Origin of the sequence: Streptomyces sp. NPDC048171 (assembly GCF_043202655.1) — a bacterium.
GTDB lineage: Bacteria > Actinomycetota > Actinomycetes > Streptomycetales > Streptomycetaceae > Streptomyces.
Genome location: NZ_JBIDAU010000005.1, coordinates 49,567 through 69,010, shown reverse-complemented (window position 1 = coordinate 69,010; position 19,444 = coordinate 49,567). Strand labels below are relative to the sequence as shown.

At 72.3% G+C, this 19,444-nt stretch carries 21 protein-coding genes and 1 tRNA gene; 8 read left to right on the top strand and 14 right to left on the bottom strand.

Annotation, left to right across the window (positions count from 1 at the left end; translation table 11 throughout):
* The first annotated feature begins 6 nt into the window (after window positions 1-6).
* The 4 genes from ACGF3J_RS14905 to ACGF3J_RS14890 all read left to right on the top strand — a co-directional run bounded on the left by ACGF3J_RS14905 (window position 7) and on the right by ACGF3J_RS14890 (window position 5,908).
* Window positions 7-1,371 (top strand): bifunctional glycosyltransferase family 2/GtrA family protein, encoded by a 1,365-nt coding sequence (locus tag ACGF3J_RS14905; protein ID WP_161332741.1) that lies wholly within the window; start codon window positions 7-9, stop codon window positions 1,369-1,371.
* Window positions 1,368-3,491, top strand: coding sequence for an ArnT family glycosyltransferase (locus ACGF3J_RS14900; protein WP_393854190.1), 2,124 nt, complete (start codon window positions 1,368-1,370; stop codon window positions 3,489-3,491). Before ACGF3J_RS14905 ends, ACGF3J_RS14900 begins: the two co-directional genes overlap by 4 nt.
* Window positions 3,492-3,537: 46 nt before the next feature.
* Window positions 3,538-5,028 (top strand): MFS transporter, encoded by a 1,491-nt coding sequence (locus ACGF3J_RS14895; protein WP_161327515.1) that lies wholly within the window; start codon window positions 3,538-3,540, stop codon window positions 5,026-5,028.
* A gap of 121 nt (window positions 5,029-5,149) precedes the next feature.
* On the top strand, window positions 5,150-5,908 hold the full coding sequence (locus ACGF3J_RS14890; protein ID WP_161327516.1) for a TetR/AcrR family transcriptional regulator: 759 nt from the start codon (window positions 5,150-5,152) through the stop codon (window positions 5,906-5,908).
* A gap of 32 nt (window positions 5,909-5,940) precedes the next feature.
* On the opposite strand, the gene ACGF3J_RS14885 is transcribed toward ACGF3J_RS14890, so the two are convergent.
* Both ACGF3J_RS14885 and ACGF3J_RS14880 read right to left on the bottom strand, forming a co-directional pair.
* A complete protein-coding gene (locus ACGF3J_RS14885) occupies window positions 5,941-6,411 on the bottom strand; it encodes a PPOX class F420-dependent oxidoreductase (protein WP_122616469.1) in 471 nt (156 codons plus the stop codon).
* A gap of 72 nt (window positions 6,412-6,483) precedes the next feature.
* Entirely contained in the window at window positions 6,484-6,852 is a 369-nt protein-coding gene (locus ACGF3J_RS14880) for an STAS domain-containing protein (protein ID WP_161327517.1), read from the bottom strand.
* Between the two features lie 216 nt (window positions 6,853-7,068).
* Here ACGF3J_RS14880 and ACGF3J_RS14875 point away from each other — a divergent pair, with 216 nt between their 5' ends.
* Together ACGF3J_RS14875 and ACGF3J_RS14870 are read left to right on the top strand one after the other, a co-directional pair.
* A complete protein-coding gene (locus ACGF3J_RS14875) occupies window positions 7,069-7,821 on the top strand; it encodes an ANTAR domain-containing protein (protein WP_161327518.1) in 753 nt (250 codons plus the stop codon).
* Window positions 7,822-7,839: 18 nt separating this feature from the next.
* Entirely contained in the window at window positions 7,840-8,541 is a 702-nt protein-coding gene (locus tag ACGF3J_RS14870; protein ID WP_161327519.1) for a GAF and ANTAR domain-containing protein, read from the top strand.
* On the opposite strand, the gene ACGF3J_RS14865 is transcribed toward ACGF3J_RS14870, so the two are convergent.
* The 3 genes from ACGF3J_RS14865 to ACGF3J_RS14855 all read right to left on the bottom strand — a co-directional run bounded on the left by ACGF3J_RS14865 (window position 8,524) and on the right by ACGF3J_RS14855 (window position 12,539).
* Window positions 8,524-9,345 (bottom strand): YceI family protein, encoded by an 822-nt coding sequence (locus tag ACGF3J_RS14865; RefSeq protein WP_125493766.1) that lies wholly within the window; start codon window positions 9,343-9,345, stop codon window positions 8,524-8,526. The two genes, ACGF3J_RS14870 and ACGF3J_RS14865, sit on opposite strands and share 18 nt — an antisense overlap.
* Before the next feature lie 109 nt (window positions 9,346-9,454).
* Window positions 9,455-12,025 (bottom strand): MFS transporter, encoded by a 2,571-nt coding sequence (locus ACGF3J_RS14860; RefSeq protein ID WP_393854189.1) that lies wholly within the window; start codon window positions 12,023-12,025, stop codon window positions 9,455-9,457.
* 13 nt (window positions 12,026-12,038) lie between these two features.
* Window positions 12,039-12,539 carry a MarR family winged helix-turn-helix transcriptional regulator gene (locus ACGF3J_RS14855; protein ID WP_122616464.1) on the bottom strand — a complete coding sequence of 167 codons (501 nt, stop codon included), beginning with the start codon at window positions 12,537-12,539 and terminating at the stop codon, window positions 12,039-12,041.
* A gap of 207 nt (window positions 12,540-12,746) precedes the next feature.
* Here ACGF3J_RS14855 and ACGF3J_RS14850 point away from each other — a divergent pair, with 207 nt between their 5' ends.
* The gene (locus tag ACGF3J_RS14850; RefSeq protein WP_161327521.1) at window positions 12,747-12,944 is read left to right on the top strand and encodes a hypothetical protein; all 198 of its coding nucleotides are present in this window, start codon (window positions 12,747-12,749) and stop codon (window positions 12,942-12,944) included.
* 340 nt (window positions 12,945-13,284) lie between these two features.
* Here the strand turns inward: ACGF3J_RS14850 and ACGF3J_RS14845 are convergent, their stop codons facing one another.
* The 8 genes from ACGF3J_RS14845 to ACGF3J_RS14810 form a co-directional block, all read right to left on the bottom strand.
* Window positions 13,285-14,205, bottom strand: a complete 921-nt coding sequence (locus ACGF3J_RS14845; protein ID WP_122616462.1) for an RNA polymerase sigma factor SigF — start codon at window positions 14,203-14,205, stop codon at window positions 13,285-13,287.
* 292 nt (window positions 14,206-14,497) lie between these two features.
* Window positions 14,498-15,361, bottom strand: a complete 864-nt coding sequence (locus tag ACGF3J_RS14840) for an RNA polymerase sigma factor SigF (RefSeq protein ID WP_386931694.1) — start codon at window positions 15,359-15,361, stop codon at window positions 14,498-14,500.
* Window positions 15,362-15,564: 203 nt separating this feature from the next.
* Window positions 15,565-15,858 carry a Dabb family protein gene (locus ACGF3J_RS14835; protein ID WP_161329153.1) on the bottom strand — a complete coding sequence of 98 codons (294 nt, stop codon included), beginning with the start codon at window positions 15,856-15,858 and terminating at the stop codon, window positions 15,565-15,567.
* Entirely contained in the window at window positions 15,858-16,034 is a 177-nt protein-coding gene (locus ACGF3J_RS14830; RefSeq protein ID WP_125493761.1) for a hypothetical protein, read from the bottom strand. Before ACGF3J_RS14830 ends, ACGF3J_RS14835 begins: the two co-directional genes overlap by 1 nt.
* An 89-nt stretch (window positions 16,035-16,123) precedes the next feature.
* A tRNA-Ser gene (locus tag ACGF3J_RS14825) sits at window positions 16,124-16,208 on the bottom strand.
* A 66-nt stretch (window positions 16,209-16,274) separates the two neighbouring features.
* A complete protein-coding gene (locus ACGF3J_RS14820) occupies window positions 16,275-16,760 on the bottom strand; it encodes a nucleoside deaminase (RefSeq protein WP_161329155.1) in 486 nt (161 codons plus the stop codon).
* 71 nt (window positions 16,761-16,831) lie between these two features.
* Window positions 16,832-17,374: a hypothetical protein gene (locus ACGF3J_RS14815; RefSeq protein WP_122616986.1), complete on the bottom strand. Its 543-nt coding sequence runs from the start codon at window positions 17,372-17,374 to the stop codon at window positions 16,832-16,834.
* A gap of 301 nt (window positions 17,375-17,675) precedes the next feature.
* On the bottom strand, window positions 17,676-17,900 hold the full coding sequence (locus ACGF3J_RS14810; protein ID WP_161329154.1) for a DUF4461 domain-containing protein: 225 nt from the start codon (window positions 17,898-17,900) through the stop codon (window positions 17,676-17,678).
* Between the two features lie 139 nt (window positions 17,901-18,039).
* On the opposite strand from ACGF3J_RS14810, the gene upp reads away from it, so the two are divergent.
* The gene (gene upp, locus ACGF3J_RS14805; RefSeq protein ID WP_122616985.1) at window positions 18,040-18,675 is read left to right on the top strand and encodes a uracil phosphoribosyltransferase; all 636 of its coding nucleotides are present in this window, start codon (window positions 18,040-18,042) and stop codon (window positions 18,673-18,675) included.
* A 76-nt stretch (window positions 18,676-18,751) separates the two neighbouring features.
* Here upp and ACGF3J_RS14800 read toward each other — a convergent pair whose 3' ends face one another.
* Window positions 18,752-19,369 carry a LytR C-terminal domain-containing protein gene (locus ACGF3J_RS14800; RefSeq protein WP_161329156.1) on the bottom strand — a complete coding sequence of 206 codons (618 nt, stop codon included), beginning with the start codon at window positions 19,367-19,369 and terminating at the stop codon, window positions 18,752-18,754.
* Window positions 19,370-19,444 lie beyond the last annotated feature (75 nt).

Sequence of the window (19,444 nt, the reverse complement as noted above, 5' to 3'; positions counted from 1 at the left end):
GGTCCCATGCGAACCGACTCTTCTCCCGGCTCCCTGCCGGCGCGGGAGCATCTCCCGGCCACAGGAGCCGGTACGCCTGTCCTGGACGTAGTGGTCCCCGTCTACAACGAGGAGAAGGACCTCGGGCCGTGCGTGCGACGGCTGCACGAGCACCTCACCCGGACGTTCCCCTACGCCTTCCGCATCACCGTCGCGGACAACGCCTCCACCGACGCCACCGAGCACGTCGCGGCCCTGCTGGCGGCGGACCTCGTGGAGGTCAGGTCCGTCCGGCTCGAGCAGAAGGGCCGGGGCCGGGCCCTGCGGACCGTCTGGTCCGCCTCGGACGCCCCGGTCCTCGCCTACATGGACGTGGACCTCTCCACCGACCTCAACGCGCTGCTGCCCCTGGTGGCGCCGCTGATCTCCGGGCACTCCGACCTCGCGATCGGCTCGCGGCTCGCCCGCAGCTCGCGGGTGGTGCGCGGCGCCAAGCGGGAGTTCGTCTCCCGCACCTACAACCTCATCCTGCGCGGCTCCCTCCAGGCCCGCTTCTCCGACGCCCAGTGCGGCTTCAAGGCGATCCGCCGGGACGTCGCCCAGGTGCTGCTGCCGCTGGTGGAGGACACCGGCTGGTTCTTCGACACCGAGATGCTGGTGCTCGCCGAGCGTGCCGGGTGCCGGATCCACGAGGTCCCGGTCGACTGGGTCGACGACCCCGACTCCACCGTGCACATCGTCCGGACCGCGACCGACGACCTCAAGGGCGTGTGGCGGGTCGGCAGGGCGCTGGCCACGGGATCGCTGCCGCTGGACCGGCTGGCCCGGCCCTTCGGCGACGACCCGCGCGACCGTGAGCTGACGGGCGTACCGCAGGGGCTGGCCCGGCAGCTCGTCGGGTTCTGCGTCGTGGGCGTCCTGTCCACCCTCTGCTACCTGCTCCTCTACAGCGGCTTCCGCCTCTTCGCCGGCTCCCAGGCCGCCAACGCGCTCGCCCTGCTGGTCTCGGCGGTCGCCAACACCGCCGCCAACCGGCGGCTCACCTTCGGGGTGCGGGGCCGGGGCGGTGCCGTGCGGCACCAGGCGCAGGGGCTGGTCGTCTTCGGCATCGGCCTCGCGCTGACCAGCGGCTCGCTCCTCGCCCTGAGCGCGGCGACGACCGACCCGGACCACTCCACCGAGCTGGCGGTGCTGATCGCGGCCAACCTCGCGGCCACCGTCCTGCGCTTCCTGCTCTTCCGCGCCTGGGTGTTCCCGGAGACGCCGGCCACCGACGCCGGCCGGATACCGGAGCCCGCAGTTCCTGATCAGTACCTCGTCTGGAGCGACGCGACCGCGCGCCTCCAGCCGGTCCACCCCGCCGCCGACACCGACCCGAGGGACGGACGATGACGACGCACTACGAACGGCCCGCACCCGCGGCGGACACCCGGACCCCAGGCGTCGAGGACGGGGAGCCGCCGTCCCGCGCACCGTCCGCGCACCGCGGCACCCGCCGGTCCCGGCTGCACGGACTGTGGCGGGGCCGCCCCGAGGACCCCCGCTGGGTCCGCCCGGCCTTCCTCGGCCTGCTGCTGGCCACCGCGCTGCTCTACCTCTACAACCTGAGCGCCTCCGGCTACGCCAACTCCTTCTACTCGGCGGCCGTGCAGGCGGGCAGCGAGTCCTGGAAGGCGTTCTTCTTCGGCTCGCTCGACGCGGGCAACGCCATCACCGTCGACAAGCCCCCGGCCGCCCTGTGGCCGATGGCGCTGGCGGTGCGGATCTTCGGGCTCTCCTCCTGGTCGATCCTCGTCCCCGAGGTGCTGATGGGCGTCGGGACGGTCGCCGTCGTGTACGCGGCCGTGCGCCGCCGGTTCAGCCCCGCGGCCGGCCTGATCGCCGGTGCGGTGCTGGCGCTCACGCCGGTCGCCGCCCTGATGTTCCGCTTCAACAACCCGGACGCCCTGCTGGCGCTGCTGATGTCCGTCGCCTGCTACCTCGTCGTGCGGGCGCTGGAGGACGGCCGGAGCAAGTGGCTGGTGTGGGCGGGGGTCGCGATCGGCTTCGCGTTCCTGGCGAAGACCCTCCAGGCCTTCCTGATCCTGCCCGCGCTCGCCCTCGTCTACGGCGTCTGCGCGCCGGTGCGACTGCGCAGGCGGCTCGGGCAGCTCGCGCTGGCGACCCTCGCCATCGTCGTCTCCGGCGGCTGGTGGGTCGCGGTCGTGGAGCTGTGGCCCGCGTCGTCCCGCCCGTATGTCGGCGGCTCGCAGAACAACAGCTTCCTGGAGCTGACCTTCGGCTACAACGGCCTGGGCCGGCTCAACGGCGAGGAGACCGGCAGCGTCGGCGGCGGCGGGGGCCCCGGTGGCGCGGGCGGCGGGATGTGGGGCGAGACCGGCTGGGACCGGATGTTCAACTCCGAGATCGGCGGCCAGATCTCCTGGCTGCTGCCGGCCGCCCTGATCCTGCTCGTCGCGGGTCTGGTCGCCACGCGCCGCGCGGGCCGCACGGACACCGCACGCGGGTCCTTCCTGGTCTGGGGCGGTTCGCTGCTGATGACCACGGCCGTCTTCAGCTACATGGCCGGCATCTTCCACCAGTACTACACGGTGGCCCTCGCGCCCTACCTGGCGGCCGTGGTCGGCATGGGCGCCGCGGCACTGTGGGAACGGCGGGAGCGGATCTGGGCCTCGCTCGCCCTCGCGGCGGCCGTCACGGCGACCGCGGCGTGGGGATACGTGCTGCTCAACCGCACGCCGGACTACCTGCCGTGGCTGAAGTGGCTGGTCCTGGCCGGCGGCCTGGTCGCCGCGCTCGGGCTGGTCTTCGCCGGGCGGCTGGGCCGCCGGATCGTCCTCGCGGTCGCCGGGCTGGGCCTCGTGGCGTCGCTGGCGGCGCCGACGGCGTACACGCTGAGCACGGTGCGGGAGGGGCACAGCGGCTCCATCGTCACGGCCGGTCCGTCCGGCGCGAGCATGATGGGCGGCCCCGGCGGTGGCGGCGGCGGCCGGGGCGGCGGATTCCCCGGCGGCGGGGGCGGCACCGCTCCCGGCCGGAACCAGCAGGGCAACGGCACCACCCCCGGCACCGGCACGCCCCCCAACGGGCAGGCGGGCGAAGGCGGCCGCACGGGCGCCGGCGGGGCGGGCGGCGGCGCGGGCGGGCTGCTCAACGGCGCCCAGGTCGACTCCGAGGCCAAGGAGCTCCTGGAGACGGACGCCGGGGACTACACCTGGGCGGCCGCCGCGATCGGCTCCCAGAACGCCGCGAGCTACCAGCTCAGCACCGGCGACCCGGTGATGGCGATCGGCGGCTTCAACGGCACGGACCCGTCACCGACCCTGGCCCAGTTCAAGAAGTACGTGGCCGACGGCAGGATCCACTACTTCATCGGCGGCGGTGGCATGGGCGGCGGCATGGGAGGCGACTCCGGCACCGCGTCGCAGATCACCTCCTGGGTCGAGGCCAACTTCAAGGAGGTCACGGCCGGCTCGGCCACGTTCTACGACCTCACCCGGCCGACGGGCTGAGACCACCGTGTTGTACAGCGTATGGGAGACCTATACGCTGTACAACATGACGACGTCCTCCCAGGAACAGAAGACCGCTCCCACGGTCCAGGGCCACCCGCAGCGCTGGCTGATCCTCGGTGTCATCAGCCTCGCCCAGCTCACGGTGGTCCTGGACAACACCGTGCTCAACGTGGCCATCCCCTCGCTCACCGGCGAACTGGGCGCGGCCACCTCCGACATCCAGTGGATGATCAACGCCTACTCACTGGTCCAGTCGGGTCTGCTGCTCACCGCGGGCAGCGCCGCCGACCGGTACGGCCGCAAGAAGATGCTCGCCACCGGCCTCGCCCTGTTCGGCCTGGGCTCGCTGGCCGCGGGGCTCGCGGAGACCACCGGCCAGCTGATCGCGGCCCGGGCCGGCATGGGCGTCGGCGGCGCCCTGCTGCTGACCACCACGCTCGCCGTGGTCATGCAGATCTTCGCACCCGCCGAGCACGCGAAGGCCATCGGCATCTGGAGCGCGGTCAGCGCGCTCGGCTTCGCCTGCGGTCCGCTGATCGGCGGGTTCGTCCTCGACCACTTCTGGTGGGGCGCGATCTTCCTGATCAACCTGCCGGTCGTGGCCCTCGGTCTGGTCGCGGTCGTTACCCTGGTGCCCGAGTCGAAGGACCGGCGGGGCGACCGCCCCGATCTGCTCGGCGCCGTCCTCTCCACGATCGGGATGGCCGCGCTCGTCTACGCGATCATCTCCGGCCCCGAGCACGGCTGGGCGTCGGGCAGGGTCCTGGCCACGGCCGCCGTCGCGGTGGGCGTGCTCGGTCTTTTCGCGTACTGGGAGAGCCGGGTCCCGTATCCGATGCTCGACCTTCACTTCTTCCGGGACCTGCGGTTCACGGGCGCGGTGGCCGGTCTCGTGCTGATCACCTTCGGGATGGGTGGCGCGCTGTTCCTGCTGACCCAGCACCTCCAGTTCGTGCTCGGATACGGCCCGTTGGAGGCGGGGCTGCGGACGGCGCCACTCGCCCTGACGGTGGTGCTGCTCAACTTCTCCGGGGTGGCGGCGAAATGGCTGGCCCGGCTGGGCACGCCGGTGGCGGTGCTGCTGAGCATGGTGCTGATGTCGGCGGGCCTGGTCGCCATCGCCACCTTGGCCGGGCAGGGCTACGCCGGCACGCTGCTGGGGCTGCTGCTGATCGGCGTGGGGTGCGCGCTCGGCAACCCGGCGATGGCACACGCCCTGATGAGCGCGATTCCGCCGGCCAAGGCGGGGGTCGGCGCGGGGGTGAACGGTACGTTGGCGGAGTTCGGCAACGGGCTGGGGGTGGCCGTGCTGGGGGCGGTGCTGAACTCGCGGTTCGCGGCGCTGGTGCCCGTCGCGGCGACGTCGTTGCCGGGCGCTCTGGCCGCGGCGGAGTCGGAGGCGGAGCGGGAGCGGGTGATCGGCGCGTTCTCCTCCGGCCTCGAGAGCAGTCAGTTGGTGGGGGCGGTGGCCGTGCTGCTCGGTGGGGTGGTGGCGGCGGTGCTGCTGCGGAGGGCGGAGAAGCTGGCCGCCTGAGGGGCGGGGTGGCAGGGTAGTCGTGCGGCTGCCGGCTCGTCGTGGCTGGTCGCGCCGTTCCCGGCGCCTCTCACGGGGCGTGCGGCTGACCGGCGTTCGAAGAGTCGAGGAGAAGACGCGCATGGCGAAGGCAGGGCGGCAGGGGACCCGGGCCAGTGTCTGGATGGCGGACGCGGAGCGCCGCGGCGGGCGGCGGGGCGGGCAGCCGTCGGGGCTGGACCGGGAGCGGATCACCGCGGCCACCGTCCGGCTGCTGGACGCCGAGGGGCTGGCAGGCTTCTCCATGCGCCGCCTGGCCACCGAGCTGAACGTCACCGCGATGTCCGTCTACTGGTACGTCGACACCAAGGACGAGCTGCTCGAACTCGCCCTGGACGCGGTCTTCGGCGAGCTGCGCCACCCCGGCCCGGAGGCCGGCCGGGACTGGCGCGCGCAACTGCGCACGCTGGCCAGGGAGAACCGCGCCCTGCTGGTGCGCCACCCGTGGCTGGCCCCGCTGCTCGGCACGTACCTCAACATCGGGCCGCACTCGCTGGCGTTCTCCCGGGCCGTGCAGGACGTCATGCGCGGCAGCGGCCTGCCCGAGCACCGGCTGACGGGGGCCATCTCCGCCGTCTTCCAGTTCGTCAACGGCTACGGCACCGTCGAGGGCCGCTTCCTCGCCCGGGCGGCGGACCACGGACGGAGCCCGGACGAGTACTTCCAGGACTCGATGGACGCGGCGACCGAGGTGCCGGACACCGCGGACGTCATCGGGGAGGCCCAGGAGATCATGGCGGCCCGCGGCGGCGGCACCGTCGCGGAGATGCTCGACCGGGACTTCGAGTTCGCGCTCGACCTGCTGGTCGCGGGCATCGAGGCGATGGTCGAACGCGGCTGACCCCACGTCAGCCGTCGCTCCCCGGGGCGCTCTCAGTCGTCCGCGGCCAGCCGCGCCGGGAAGCCGCCGGTCGCCACCGGGCCCCACCGCTCCGGCGTCACCCGGACGATCGACTTGCCCTGCCGGACCATGGCCTCCCGGTACTCGTCCCAGTCGGGGTGCTCGCCGGAGATGTTGCGAAAGTACTCCACCAGCGGCTCCACCGAGTCGGGCGAGTCGATGACCTCCGCCGTGCCGTCGATCTGGACCCACGGGCCGTTCCACTCGTCGCTGAGCACGAGGAGGCTGACCCGCGGGTCGCGGCGCGCGTTACGCGTCTTGGCACGCTCCGGGTAGGTGGAGACGACGATCCGGCCGGAGTCGTCGACCCCGCAGGTCAGCGGCGACGCCTGGGGGCCGCCGTCGCCCCGCCGGGTAAGCAGGATCGCCCGGTGCCGGGGACGGACGAAGTCCAGCAACTCGGCCAGGGAGACACGGGTGTTCGTCGCGATGTTCGGTGCCATGCCACCAGCCTAGGCCGCCACGCCCCGGCGAGGGGCCCGCCGTCCCGCCGGGTGGCGTGCCGTCGTGCGACCCTAAGCCCCCGCGCGCAACGCCTCCGCGAGGTTGTCGTGCACCGGGACGTCGCGGCGCAGGCCGGAGAGCTCCAGGACGCGGCTCGGTACGGTCTTCGGGGCGGCCACCACGCGTAGGCGGACCTCGGCGGGGAGGCGATCGCGTACCGCGGTGAGGAGGCGGACGCCCTGGGAGTCCATGAAGCGGGTCGCGGACAGGTCCAGGACGAGGAGCCGGACGTCGGCGGACCGCTGGTCCACGGCGGCCATGATCATCGGCAGCAGCCCCGAGGCGTTGCAGAAGTCGATCTCGCCGGGCATGTCGAGCACCGCGCAGCCGGGTGGATCACACGGCTCACGCGGCCCGCAGGGCTGGGGGAGGAAGGTCACAGCACTCACCTGACAGATGTCCGTCCGGTTTCGGCCGGGCCGCTTCCTGACCCGCTCCCCATTCCATCACGCGGCCGGGCGGCACGGAAGGCGGCCGCCCGCTCCTTCGGCCGGGCGTCACCGGCACGCAACCAAGCAGCTAAAGTGCTGTTCGTCCTGTGCTCGCAGTCGGGAATGTGCTGCGGAGCTCTCCTGCGCACGGCCGTTTGGCCGGGCATGCCGAAGAGGTTCGTGGTGGCTGCGTCCGAATTTCCTGATTTGCCGCGTTTTCCGGTTGGCTTCGAGCTGGCCGAGTCTCTGACGGCGGCCGCACGCCACCTGCACGGGACGGGCACCCCCGACGACACCATGAACGCCGCCGTCGAACTGGCGGTGCGCCTGCTCCCCGACGCCGAGCACGCGGGCATCGCGGAGATCCAGCGCAGCGGCCGGCTGCGCACCCTCGCCTGGACCGACGAGACCGTACGGTTCGCCGCCGAACCCCGCCACGGCGGCGGCCACACCCCGCACCCGGACTGGGAGCACCTGTGGACCACGCCCGTGGTGCGGACGGCCGACAGCGAGGCCGACGGCGGCGGCAACGCCCTGTCCGGCCTCGGCCTGCGCTCGGCGCTCTCGCTGCGGCTGCGCGCCGACCGGCGCCGCCTGACCGTGCTGACGGCGTACGCGCGTAAACCCCAGGCCTTCGACGAGGACGCCACCCGCATCGGACGGCTGTTCACCGCGCACGTCTCGCTCGCCCTGGACTCGGCGACCGTGCGCGAGCAGCTCACCGAGGCGATGCGCACCCGGGACCTGATCGGCCAGGCCACCGGCATCCTCATGGAGCGCCTGGACATCGACGCGGCGGGCGCCTTCGAGTCCCTGGTCAAGGCGTCCCAGCGGGAGAACGTGAAGCTCCGGGACCTGGCCCGGCGCATCGTCGACGCGAACACGGGTCCGGGCGGAAGAGGCGTCAATGACCGGTGACGGGACAGACGTAGGGGCATGACCTCGCAGACTCCCGACACCCTCGACCGGGCGCTGGCGCGCAGCCAGGGGCTCGACACCCTGCTGCGCGACGTGACCGACCGCGCGGTCGCGGAGGTGACCGGCGCCGCCGCCTGCTCCGTCACGGTGCGCCGGTCCGACCGGCTGATGACCCTGGCGGGCAGCACGGGTCTGCCCAGCGGCCTGGACCTGCGCCAGTACGAGAACGGCTCGGGCCCCTGTGTGGACGCCGCCGACACGCAGACCCCGCAGTACGCGGCCGACCTGGCGACCGAGACGCGCTGGCCCGCGTACACCGAGTACGCGCTGGGCACCGGCGTGCGCTGCGTGCTGGCGCTGCCGCTGCCGGTCGACGGCGAGCCGGACGCCGCGCTCAACCTCTACGGCCTCGAACCCGACTCCCTCGCCGACGGACGGGACGCCGCCCGCGCCTTCGTGGAGCGGACGGCGGCGGCCGTGAACGAGGCCCTGCGCATCGAACGGGAGCAGGCCTCGGCAGCCGACGTGCGTACCGCCCTGCTCTCCCGGAGCGTCATCGACCAGGCGGTCGGCATGGTCATGGCCCGGGAGCGGGTGGACGCCCGGCAGGCCATGGAGCGGCTGCGCCGGGCCTCGCAGAACCGGAACGTCAAGCTCCGGGATCTCTGCGCCGAACTGGTGGCCCGGGCGCCCCGCGACGGCTCAGACGGCCGGCAGTGACTCCCCCTGGACCGCCTGGATGTCCAGCTCGACCCTGAGGGTCGTCCCGATGGCGGCGATGCCGGCCTGGACGACCTGGTTGTAGTTCATGGCGAAGTCCTCGCGGCGCAGCTCGGTCGTCGCGCGGAACGCCGCCCGGGTGCCGCCCCACGGATCGGCGCCGGTGCCGAGGTAGGCCAGGTCCAGGTCGACCGGGCGCACGACGCCGTGCAGCCCCAGCTCGCCGTGGACGGTCCAGCGGTCGGGGCCCGCCTCGGACACCCCGGTGGATCGGTAGGTGATCTCCGGGAAGCGCTCGACGTCCAGGAAGTCCGGCGAGCGCAGGTGGGTGTCGCGCATGCCGTTGCCGGTGTCGATGGAGGCGGCCCGGATCACCGCCTCGACCCGGGACTTGGCGACGTCGTCCGGCGCGATCTCCACGAGGGCGGCGAAGTCGGTGAAGCGGCCCCGCACGCTGGAGATGCCGAGGTGCTGGGCGACGGCGGAGACGGCGGAGTGCGCCGGGTCGACCGTCCACGGTCCGGGCGGCGGCAGTTCGGTGCCGCCGTGCCGGGCCAGCGTCACCGTGCCGACCTCGGCCCGGCCGCTCGCGGTGACGATCGCGCTGGACGCGGCGGGCGCGTAGCCGACCGCGGTGACGATGACGGTGTACGCCCCCGGCGCGAGCGGGGTGGCGTTCCGTACGGTGCCCTCGGTGTCCGCCTCGGCACGCAGCACCTGGGTGCCGGTCATGTCGGTCACCGTGACGACCGCGTGCGACACGGCCCATCCGTCCCGCGTTCGGATCCTCGCGGTCAGTCCCATCCCGTTTTCTCCCTGCAAAGGCTCAGAAAGTGGTCGTAAAGAAGCCGGCCCGTGGTGGGCGGGCGCACCTCCGCTCAGAGCGCGCACGCCACCACGGGCCGGGGACTCGCTACTCGCCGGGGTGGGCGAGCTCGATGTCGTGGCCGTCGGCACCCGGGCCGGCGACCGTCAGGGCCGTCGCCACCGGCGGGTAGCCGGTCGCGATGACGGTGTACTCCCCGGCGTCCAGGTCGGTGAAGGCGTACGCCCCGTCCGCGCCGGTGGTGGCCGTGCCGACCACGTTGCCCGCCGCGTCGACCAGGGTGACGCGGGCGTCGGCCAGCGGGCCGTGCGGCGCCCGGACGACGCCCTGGACCCGGGCTCCGGCCTGGAGGTCGACCTCGACCCGGGTGACCCCGGTGCCGCCGACCTCGACCGGCAGGGCGCGCGGCCGGTAGCCGACGGCGTTGACCGCGACGGTCACCGTGCCCGGCACCAGCTCGGCGAAGGAGAACTCGCCCTGCTCACCGGTGGCGGCGCTGGCCAGCAGATCGCCGCGCACGTCGGTCACGATCACCATGGCGTCCTTGACCGGCAGCCCGTTCTCCAGCGCCCGGACCAGGCCGGTCAGGCCGCTGGTGCCGCTGAGCAGGATGTCGAAGGCGACCGGCTCGTCGTTGACGACGATGGTGGAGGCCTGCGGCTGGAAGCCGTCGGCGGAGGCGATCAGCACGTACGAACCCGCGCTCGGCGCGTCCAGCACGTAGGAGCCGTCGGCCTGGGCGACCGACCGGCCCAGCTGCCGGCCCGCCAGCGAGATCAGCGTGACGGCGGCCTGCGGGACCGGGGCGGACTCGGCGCCGCGGACGAAGCCGCGGACCGCGATGCCACCGGCGACGGAGGCCGTCGGCTCACCCGAGCCGGTCGCCGTGGCGACGGCACCGAGCCGCTGGGTGGCCGCGCTCGCGGCGACCTGGGTGTCCGAGACGGCCGACGGAGCGGCAGGCGCCGCCACGGCCGCCATCGCACCGGCCGGAACCGGCTCGGCGGCGATCCGGGTGGCCTCGGCCGGGGAGCCCGCGGTGGGCGGGGTGGCCTCGGCGGCGGCCTCCGCGGCCTGGGCGAGGGCGCCCGAGGTGCGCAGCGGGACCTCCTTGATGAACAGGGTCACCAGGAAGCCGATCAGGGCGATCGGGGCGACGTACAGGAAGATGTCGGCGATGCCGTGCCCGTAGGCGCTCTCCAGCCACTCGCGGATGCCGTGGGGCAGCATGTCCATGTCGGGGATGGCGCCGCTGCCGGAGGCCTTGGCGGCCGCCGCCTGCTCCTGCGGGCTGAGCTGCCCGATGGTGTCGGAGGCGTAGTGGCTGATCCGGCTGGACATGATGGAGCCGAGCACCGAGACGCCCACCGCGCCGCCCAGGGACCGGAAGAAGGTCACCGTGGAGGAGGCCGCGCCCAGGTCGCTCGGGGCCACCTGGTTCTGCGTGCAGAGCACCAGGTTCTGCATCATCATGCCGACGCCGAGACCCATCAGCGCCATGAAGATCGCGATGTGCCAGTACGGGGTGTCGTAGCGCATGGTGCTGAGCAGGCCCAGGCCCGCCGTGAGCAGCACGCCGCCGGCCAGCAGCCAGCGCTTCCACTTGCCGGTCTTGGTGATGACGATGCCGGAGACCGTGGACGAGACGAACAGGCCGCCGATCATCGGGATCGTCATGAGCCCGGACATCGTCGGGGACTTGTCCCGGGCCAGCTGGAAGTACTGGCTGAAGTAGACGGTGCCCGCGAACATCGCGATGCCGACGAACAGCGAGGCCAGCGAGGCCAGCGTGATGGTGCGGTTCTTGAACAGGCGCAGCGGGATGATCGGCTCGCTGGCCTTGGACTCGACGAAGAGGAAGATCAGGGTCAGCAGGACGGCGCCGCCGACCATGACACCCGTCTGCCAGGAGGCCCAGGAGTACTTGTCGTCGGCGAAGGTGACCCAGACGAGCAGCAGGCAGACGGCCGCGGTGATGAAGAAGGCGCCGGTCCAGTCGACCTTGACCTTCCGCTTGTTCACCGGCAGGTGCAGCGTCTTCTGCAGCACGATCAGCGCGATGATCGCGAAGGGCACGCCGACGTAGAGGCACCAGCGCCAGCCGAGCCAGCTGGTGTCGGTGATGACGCCGCCGAGCAGCGGTCCGCCGACGGTGGCGACGGCGAAGGTGGCGCCGAGGTAGCCGGAGTAGCGACCGCGCTCACGCGGGGCGATCATCGCGGCCATGATGATCTGCGCCAGGGCGGAGAGACCACCGCCGCCGAGGCCCTGGATGGCGCGGGCGGTGATCAGCATCGCCGGGTTCTGCGCCAGACCGGCGATGACGGAGCCTATGACGAAGACGACGAGGGCCGTCTGGACCAGCGCCTTCTTGCTGATCTGGTCGGCGAGCTTGCCCCACAGGGGCGTCGAGGCCGTCATCGTCAGCAGCGAGGCGGTGACGACCCAGGTGTAGGCGCTCTGGCCGCCGCCGAGGTCGCCGATGATCTCGGGCAGCGCGTTGGTGACGATGGTCGAGGACAGAATGGCGCAGAACATGCCGAGCAGCAGCCCGGACAGCGCTTCCATGATCTGCCGGTGCGTCATCGGAGCGTCTCCGGTGGAGCCTCCCCCGTGCTTGGCATGAGCCCGCACACCGGCTGGTGTGGTCGTTGCCATGGACTTCCTTTGCTTACGTGGTGATCGCGGGTGTACGGGTGGACTGTTCGTCCCCGGACAGTGCGGGAGGCCGGACCGCGGGGGTCCGGCAGTCGTCGAAGCTGGCCCTGAGGCGGGCCATGAGCCGGGAGAGCTGACCGACCTCGTCGTCGGACCAGTCGCTCAGCCGGTGGGCGAGCAGCTGGGTGGTCCGCTCGGCGATGTCGTCGAGCTGGGCCTGCCCCTCGGGCGTCAGGCGCAGGATGCGCGAGCGCTTGTCGGCGGGGTCGGGGGAGCGTTCGATCCAGCCCCGGTCCGCGACATGGGCGACATGGCGGCTGGTCACCGACATGTCCACGGCGAGCAGCTCGGCGAGCTTGCTCATGCGCATGTCCCCGTGCCGGCCGAGCAGTGTCATCACGGCGGCGGAGCCGCCGGGGCAGTCGGCCGGCAGCAGCCGGCCCATCTCCCGCTTGACGGCGCCGAAGGCGCTGAACTGACGGATCAGCTCCTCGTACTGCGCCTTCCCGGCCATGCGCGCACCTCCCGATTCGTTGCTTAGGGCAACGATAAGTTCCGTTGGTTGCTACAGGCAAACAAAAAAGGTCGTTGCGCCATAAAAAGTTGGCAAAGGCAAGTATTACGAAAGTAAACACGCAGGTGGCGGCCTGTGGGCCGGGGCAAGGTCGGTCGGGAGCCCCGCACTTGGGCGGCACCCGCGGATTCGCTAGTGTCTCGGCCCATGGCTAACAACCAGGGCCCCCAGGGCACCAACGACCCCGCAGGCAGCACCCAGATGTTCCGCGCGTTCGTCGACGACGCCCCGCAGGCCCGCCAGGCGGCCCCCGCAGCCTCCTCCGGTCCCCGCGTCGGCCTGATCGTCGGCATCGTGGCCGCCGTGATCGTCGTCGCGGCGGTGGCCTGGCTGGCGCTGGGCTAGACCACACGGGCTCGGTCCTCGGGCGGGCAGGTATCTCCACGGGCGCGGGGCCCGGCCGACTCGGCGCATGCGTGGCCTCGGCGTCCGGGGGCTCCGTATCCCCTTGGCCCGGGCACGGCTCGGCGCCGCCTCGACCTGGCGGTCGGCGTCCGGTGGCGGCTCGGCGTGCCCGTGGCCCGGCGGACCGGGCTGGGCGGCTCGGTGTTCTCTTGTCCCGCACCCGGCAGCGGCAGGCCCGGCACCCGGGACCGCCCCCCGGCACGCGAAGGCGGCCGCCGCGGCACCCCCGAGGTGTCGCGGTGGCCGCCGGGCCGTTGGCCGGGGCGCCGCAGGGCTCCGGTCAGTCGGAGATGAGGCCCTCGCGCAGCTGCGACAGGGTGCGGGTGAGGAGCCGGGAGACGTGCATCTGCGAGATGCCGACCTCCTCGCCGATCTGCGACTGGGTCATGTTGGCGAAGAAGCGCAGCATGATGATCCGGCGCTCCCGGGGCGGCAGCTTGGCCAGCAGCGGCTTGAGGGACTCGCGGTACTCCACGCCCTCCAGTGCCGTGTCCTCGTAGCCCAGGCGGTCCGCCAGCGAGCCCTCGCCGCCGTCGTCCTCCGGGGCGGGGGAGTCCAGCGAGGAGGCGGTGTAGGCGTTGCCGACCGCGAGGCCGTCGACGACGTCCTCCTCGGACACGCCCAGCACGGCGGCCAGCTCACCGACCGTCGGCGACCGGTCCAGCTTCTGGGACAGCTCGTCGCTGGCCTTCGTCAGCGCCAGCCGCAGCTCCTGGAGGCGGCGCGGGACCCGCACCGACCACGAGGTGTCGCGGAAGAACCGCTTGATCTCGCCGACGACGGTCGGCATCGCGAACGTCGGGAACTCCACGCCCCGTTCGCAGTCGAAGCGGTCGATCGCCTTGATCAGGCCGATGGTGCCGACCTGGACGATGTCCTCCATCGGCTCGTTGCGGGAGCGGAAGCGCGCGGCGGCGTAACGCACCAGCGGGAGATTGAGCTCGATCAGGGTGTCCCGGACGTAGCCGCGTTCCGGACTGTCCTCGTCGAGGGCGGCGAGCCGCAGGAACAGGGAGCGGGACAGGGTGCGGGTGTCGATGGCCTCCGTGGCCGGAAGGGTCTGCGCCGGCACGGCGTCGAGGGTCGGAACGGCTTCGATGGCCTGGACGTCATCGACGGGGCCGAGCGCCTCGATCGTGTCGGGCGCGGTCTCGCTCTCCGCGAGCGCGAGCACCTTCGAGCTGCCCTGGTCTGCGGACATGCCACCCCCTTTGGGTCGCGGGACGGTCGCGGCACACGCTCCCACGCCGGGAACGCAGCCTTCACCTGAATACCGGAGCCGGGGCTCCGGCAAACGCGTCTCCGGAAGAATGTCACATGTCGGCAACGCGCTGTAGTGACATGTCGACATCCGAGACGCGAATACCCCCTGGAAACAGGGGGTCTGACGGGCTTTCAGCCCGATTGGACGAGCAACGGACCTGGTGGGCGATTCGCTCGCCCCGGTGACGTCTCGCTCGCGCTTTCGACCGCGCCCCGAGTCCGTTCCGAGGTTACGCGTCGATCCGGTTCGCGGACCTCAATCGCTGGAAACTACGCGCCAGTAGCCGCGACACGTGCATCTGGGAGACGCCGAGTTCCGCGCTGATCTGCGACTGGGTGAGGTTGCTGTAGTAGCGCAGCAGCAGGATCCGCTGCTCGCGCTCCGGGAGCTGGACCAGCAGGTGCCGTACGAGGTCGCGGTGTTCGACGCCGTCGAGGGCCGGGTCCTCGTAGCCGAGCCGGTCGAGCAGCCCGGGCAGCCCGTCGCCCTCCTGGGCGGCCTCCAGCGAGGTGGCGTGGTATGACCGTCCCGCCTCGATGCAGGACAGCACCTCGTCCTCGGTGATGCGCAGCCGCTCGGCGATCTCGGCGGTCGTCGGGGACCGCCCGAAGGAGGTCGTCAGGTCCTCGGTCGCGCTGTTGACCTGCACCCACAGCTCGTGCAGCCGGCGCGGTACGTGCACCGTGCGGACGTTGTCGCGGAAGTACCGCTTGATCTCGCCGACGACGGTGGGCATCGCGAAGGTCGGGAACTGCACGCCCCGCTCCGGGTCGAAGCGGTCGATGGCGTTGATGAGCCCGATGGTGCCGACCTGGACGACGTCCTCCATCGGCTCGTTGCGGGAGCGGAAGCGGGCGGCGGCGTAGCGCACCAGCGGGAGGTTGGCCTCGATGAGCGCCGCGCGCACCCGGTCGTGCTCCGGCGTGCCCGGGGTGAGGTCCTTGAGTTCACCGAAGAGCACCTGGGTCAGGGCCCGGGTGTCGGCGCCCCGGCTGCGCGGCGGCGCGGGGGACTCCGGTTCCTGGGGCTGGGCCTCGGCCGAGACCTGGGTGGGTGGTGCGGGCGGTGCTTGAGGCGCAGTACTGGCCGGCACGGTCAACTCCACCTCGTGATCAGTCAGCTCTTCCGTCAACTCATCCGTCAAAAGCGGTCATAGCATCACAAGACATGTCCACTGTGTGCAAGCACCGCATAACGCCGTGTTGAGTGAACGCGGAACGGCCCCGCACCAGGCAGGTGCGGGGCCGGGGAGCGCGCGGGCCGGGGTACGAGGGCCGTACCGGAGCCCGTCCGGCGCTAGAACTCGTAGTCGGCGATCACCCAGGTGGCGAACTCGCGCCAGAGCGCGACGCCGGCCTGGTGCGCAGGGTGTTCCAGGTAGCGGGTGAGGGCGTCGGCGTCGTCCACGGCCGAGTTGATGGCGAAGTCGTACGCGATGGGCCGGTCGCTGATGTTCCAGGCGCACTCCCAGAAGCGCAGCTCCTCGATCCGGCCGCCGAGCGCCCGGAAGGCCTCGACGCCCTTCACGACGCGCGGGTCGTCGCGCTCGACGCCGTCGTTCAGCTTGAACAGCACGAGGTGGCGGATCATCACTTTCCTCCGTTGGCGGCCCAGGTCATGAAGTCGCCGACGGCGCTCGCCGCGTCGGAGATGCCCTGGAAACCTATCTGGACGTAGTCGGCGGCCTTGGCCGGATCCGTGATGATCACGTACAGCGCGAAGACCACGAGCACATAGACGGCGATCTTCTTCGAGTTCACCGCCACCGCGGCCTCCCCTGTCCCTTTCGACGCACGCCTTTCGGTCGAACATGATCGCACGAAGGGCCCCGTCTTTCGACGGGGCCCTTCAAGAGCGGTAGCGGAGGGATTTGAACCCTCGGTGACTTGCGCCACACTCGCTTTCGAGGCGAGCTCCTTCGGCCGCTCGGACACGCTACCGAGAGAGACCTTACAACAGAGTGCGGCCTGGTTTGAAATCGGTTGTGGACGCCCGGCACGGGGCCGTCAGCGGTCCCGGAAGAAGTCCGTGAGCAGCAGGGCGCAGTCGTCCGCGAGCACGCCCTCGATCACCTCGGGACGGTGGTTGAGCCGGCGGTCGCGCACGACGTCCCACAGGGAGCCGGCCGCGCCCGCCTTGTCGTCGCGCGCGCCGTAGACGACGCGGTCCACCCGGGACTGCACCAGCGCGCCGGCGCACATCGTGCACGGCTCCAGGGTGACGACGAGCGTGCAGCCGGCCAGCCGCCACTCTCCCACCCGTCGCCGGCCACCGCCCTTGCCTGAGGCGCTTCGCGCCGCTGAATCCCTCAAAACCGCGGCCGCCCGCCGGACCGCGAGCACCTCGGCGTGGGCCGTCGGGTCGCCGGTGGCCTCGCGCTCGTTGTGCCCGGCCGCCAGGACGGTCCGGCCGTCCGGCGCCAGCAGGACGGCGCCGACCGGGACGTCCCCGCCCCGCGCGGCCCGCCCGGCCTCGGCCAGGGCGAGCCGCATCGCGGTCCGCCACCGGTCGCGCACCGGGTCGGGCGGTACGGCGCGGTCCGTGTCGTCCTGCTCCGGTCCGGTCAGCGGACGGTCTCCAGTACGTCGGAGGCGCCCAGCGCCTCGGCGATCTCGCCGACCGCGTCCCCGGACATCGAGCGCAGTTCCTTCTCGCTCACGCCGAGGTCGTCGAGGACCTCCGGGTCACCGACCGGGCCGTGCGGCACGGCCTCGCCGGCGCCGGCGGCACCGTCGGCGCCCTCGGCCCCGTCCTCGTCGTCGTCGGACTCGCCGTCCTCGGTGCCGTCGAGGTCGAGGGCGTCGAGGTCGTCGTCGTCACCGGGGTCCCGGCCGAGCAACTCGTCGGTGAGCAGGATCTCGCCGTAGCTGCTGCGGGCGGCCGCGGCGGCGTCCGAGACGTAGATGCGCGGGTCCTCCTCGCCGTCCACCCGGACGACTCCGAACCACGCGTCCTCCTGCTCGATCAGCACGAGCACCGTGTCCTCGTCGGGTGAGGCCTCCCGGGCCAGGTCGGCCAGATCCGACAGGGTCTCCACATCGTCGAGCTCCGTGTCGCTCGCTTCCCACCCGTCTTCGGTGCGCGCGAGCAGTGCGGCGAAGTACACCGTGACTCTCCCACTGGTCATAGGCGTGCCGGTTGGGGGTCCCCCCGGCGGAGGCTGTGGGCGGGGGAGCGGTGCTCCGAGCCCACCCACTCGGAATCGTGGCAGAAACAAGGCGCTCAGGGGACGTCTTCGGAGCCCTGTGTCCGGCAGTTTCGCCCGGCGACCCGGGAAGTACGTCCCCGGGCAGCCGCCCTGTCGCCGCCACGTGCGGATCGTACGCGGATTCTCGCGGGTCCCCGCGTACGTCCGTTCCGACCAACGTCGGCGCGGCGCGCGAATCTTCCCCGGCCGGGGCGGGAGGTCACCAGCGGAAGGTGCGCATGCGCATCGCGTGCCGCAGCCGGGCGACCTTGACGCGGCGCGGCTGCACGCGGTCCCGCAGCTCACGGGCCTCCGCGAGGTCCCGCAGGAACTGGGCCCGGCGCCGTCGCCGCTCGGCGCCCCGGTCCCGCTCCGTCTCCGTACCGCGTCGTGCCCCAGGCTCCTCGCCGCGGGCCGGCATGTCGTGGAAGTTCCGGTCAGGCACAGTCTCACCACCCAGTCTCCGTCCCTCCCACCTTCCCCCGCCCGGGCGATTTGACTCCGGCGAATGAGTGGCGAGGCGGTCCGGCGGCTTGCCCGCCGCGGGGACGACGGCCCCACCGGGCCCGGTTACTGTGGGGGACATGCGTCTCCACGTCGTCGACCACCCCCTGGTCGCCCACAAGCTCACCACGCTGCGCGACCAGCGCACCGACTCCGCGACCTTCCGCCGCCTCGCCGACGAGCTGGTCACCCTGCTCGCCTACGAGGCCACGCGCGACGTGCGCACCGAACAGGTCGACATCCGCACGCCGGTCTCGCAGACCACGGGCGTCAAGCTCTCCCACCCGCGCCCGCTGGTCGTGCCGATCCTGCGGGCCGGCCTCGGCATGCTCGACGGCATGGTCCGGCTGCTGCCGACCGCGGAGGTGGGCTTCCTCGGCATGATCCGCAACGAGGAGACGCTCGAGGCCTCCACCTACGCGACCCGCATGCCGGAGGACCTGTCCGGTCGCCAGGTGTACGTCCTGGACCCGATGCTGGCCACCGGCGGCACCCTGGTCGCGTCGATACGGGAGCTGATCAAGCGCGGCGCCGACGACGTGACGGCCGTGGTGCTGCTCGCCGCCCCCGAGGGTGTCGAGCTGATGGAGCGCGAGCTGGCCGGCACTCCGGTGACCGTGGTGACGGCCTCGGTGGACGAGCGTCTGAACGAGCAGGGCTACATCGTCCCGGGCCTCGGCGACGCGGGCGACCGCATGTACGGAGCGGCCGAGTAGCACCCGGCAGGTACGGAGCGGACGGAGCGGCCGAGCAGCACCCGCAAGGCCGCTCAGCGGCCGCCCGCAGGGCCGCTCAGCAGCTCTTCTTCTCCGCGGTGGGCTTCGGCTGCGGCGCGCTCAGCCGGGTCAGCGCCGCGTCGGCGTCCGCCGGCTTCGCCAGCCCCTTGAAGGCGTTGCCGATGATCAGGTCGACCTCGGCGCCCTTGCGGGCCGCGTCGACGCGGGGTTCGGCACCGGCCAACTGGGTGCCGAGCACGGTGAGCGAACTCTTCAAGGAGGCGGCCGGGCCGAGCAGGAGGCCCGTGCCGTCGACCTTCTTGTCGTACTCCTTGGGCGCGTTGCTCACGTCGCCGATGCGGAAGCCGCGCTTCTTCAGCTCGTCGGCGGTCTTCTGCGCGAGCCCGCCGCGGGTCGTCGCGTTGAGGACGTTGACGGTGACCTGACCGGGCTTCGGCAGCTTGGCCGCGGCGGGCGCGGCGCTCGTCCTCGCGGACGCGGTGACACACCCCGCGGCACCGGCCGCCGAGGCCTTGTCGCCGCCGGTGAAGACGTCCACGAGCTGGAGCGTGCCCCAGCCGAGCACGCCGAGGACGGTGACGCACGCGACGCCGAGGAACGCGAGCCTGCCGCGTCGCCGGGCCGGGCGCATCCGGGGGTACTTGTCCCCCGTGATCTTGTACTGGCCACCCATGCCGGGAGGAGTCAGCATGCTCATGGGCGCAGCGTAATGCGCCGGGACGGCGATGCCTATTAGATGATCAGTAGA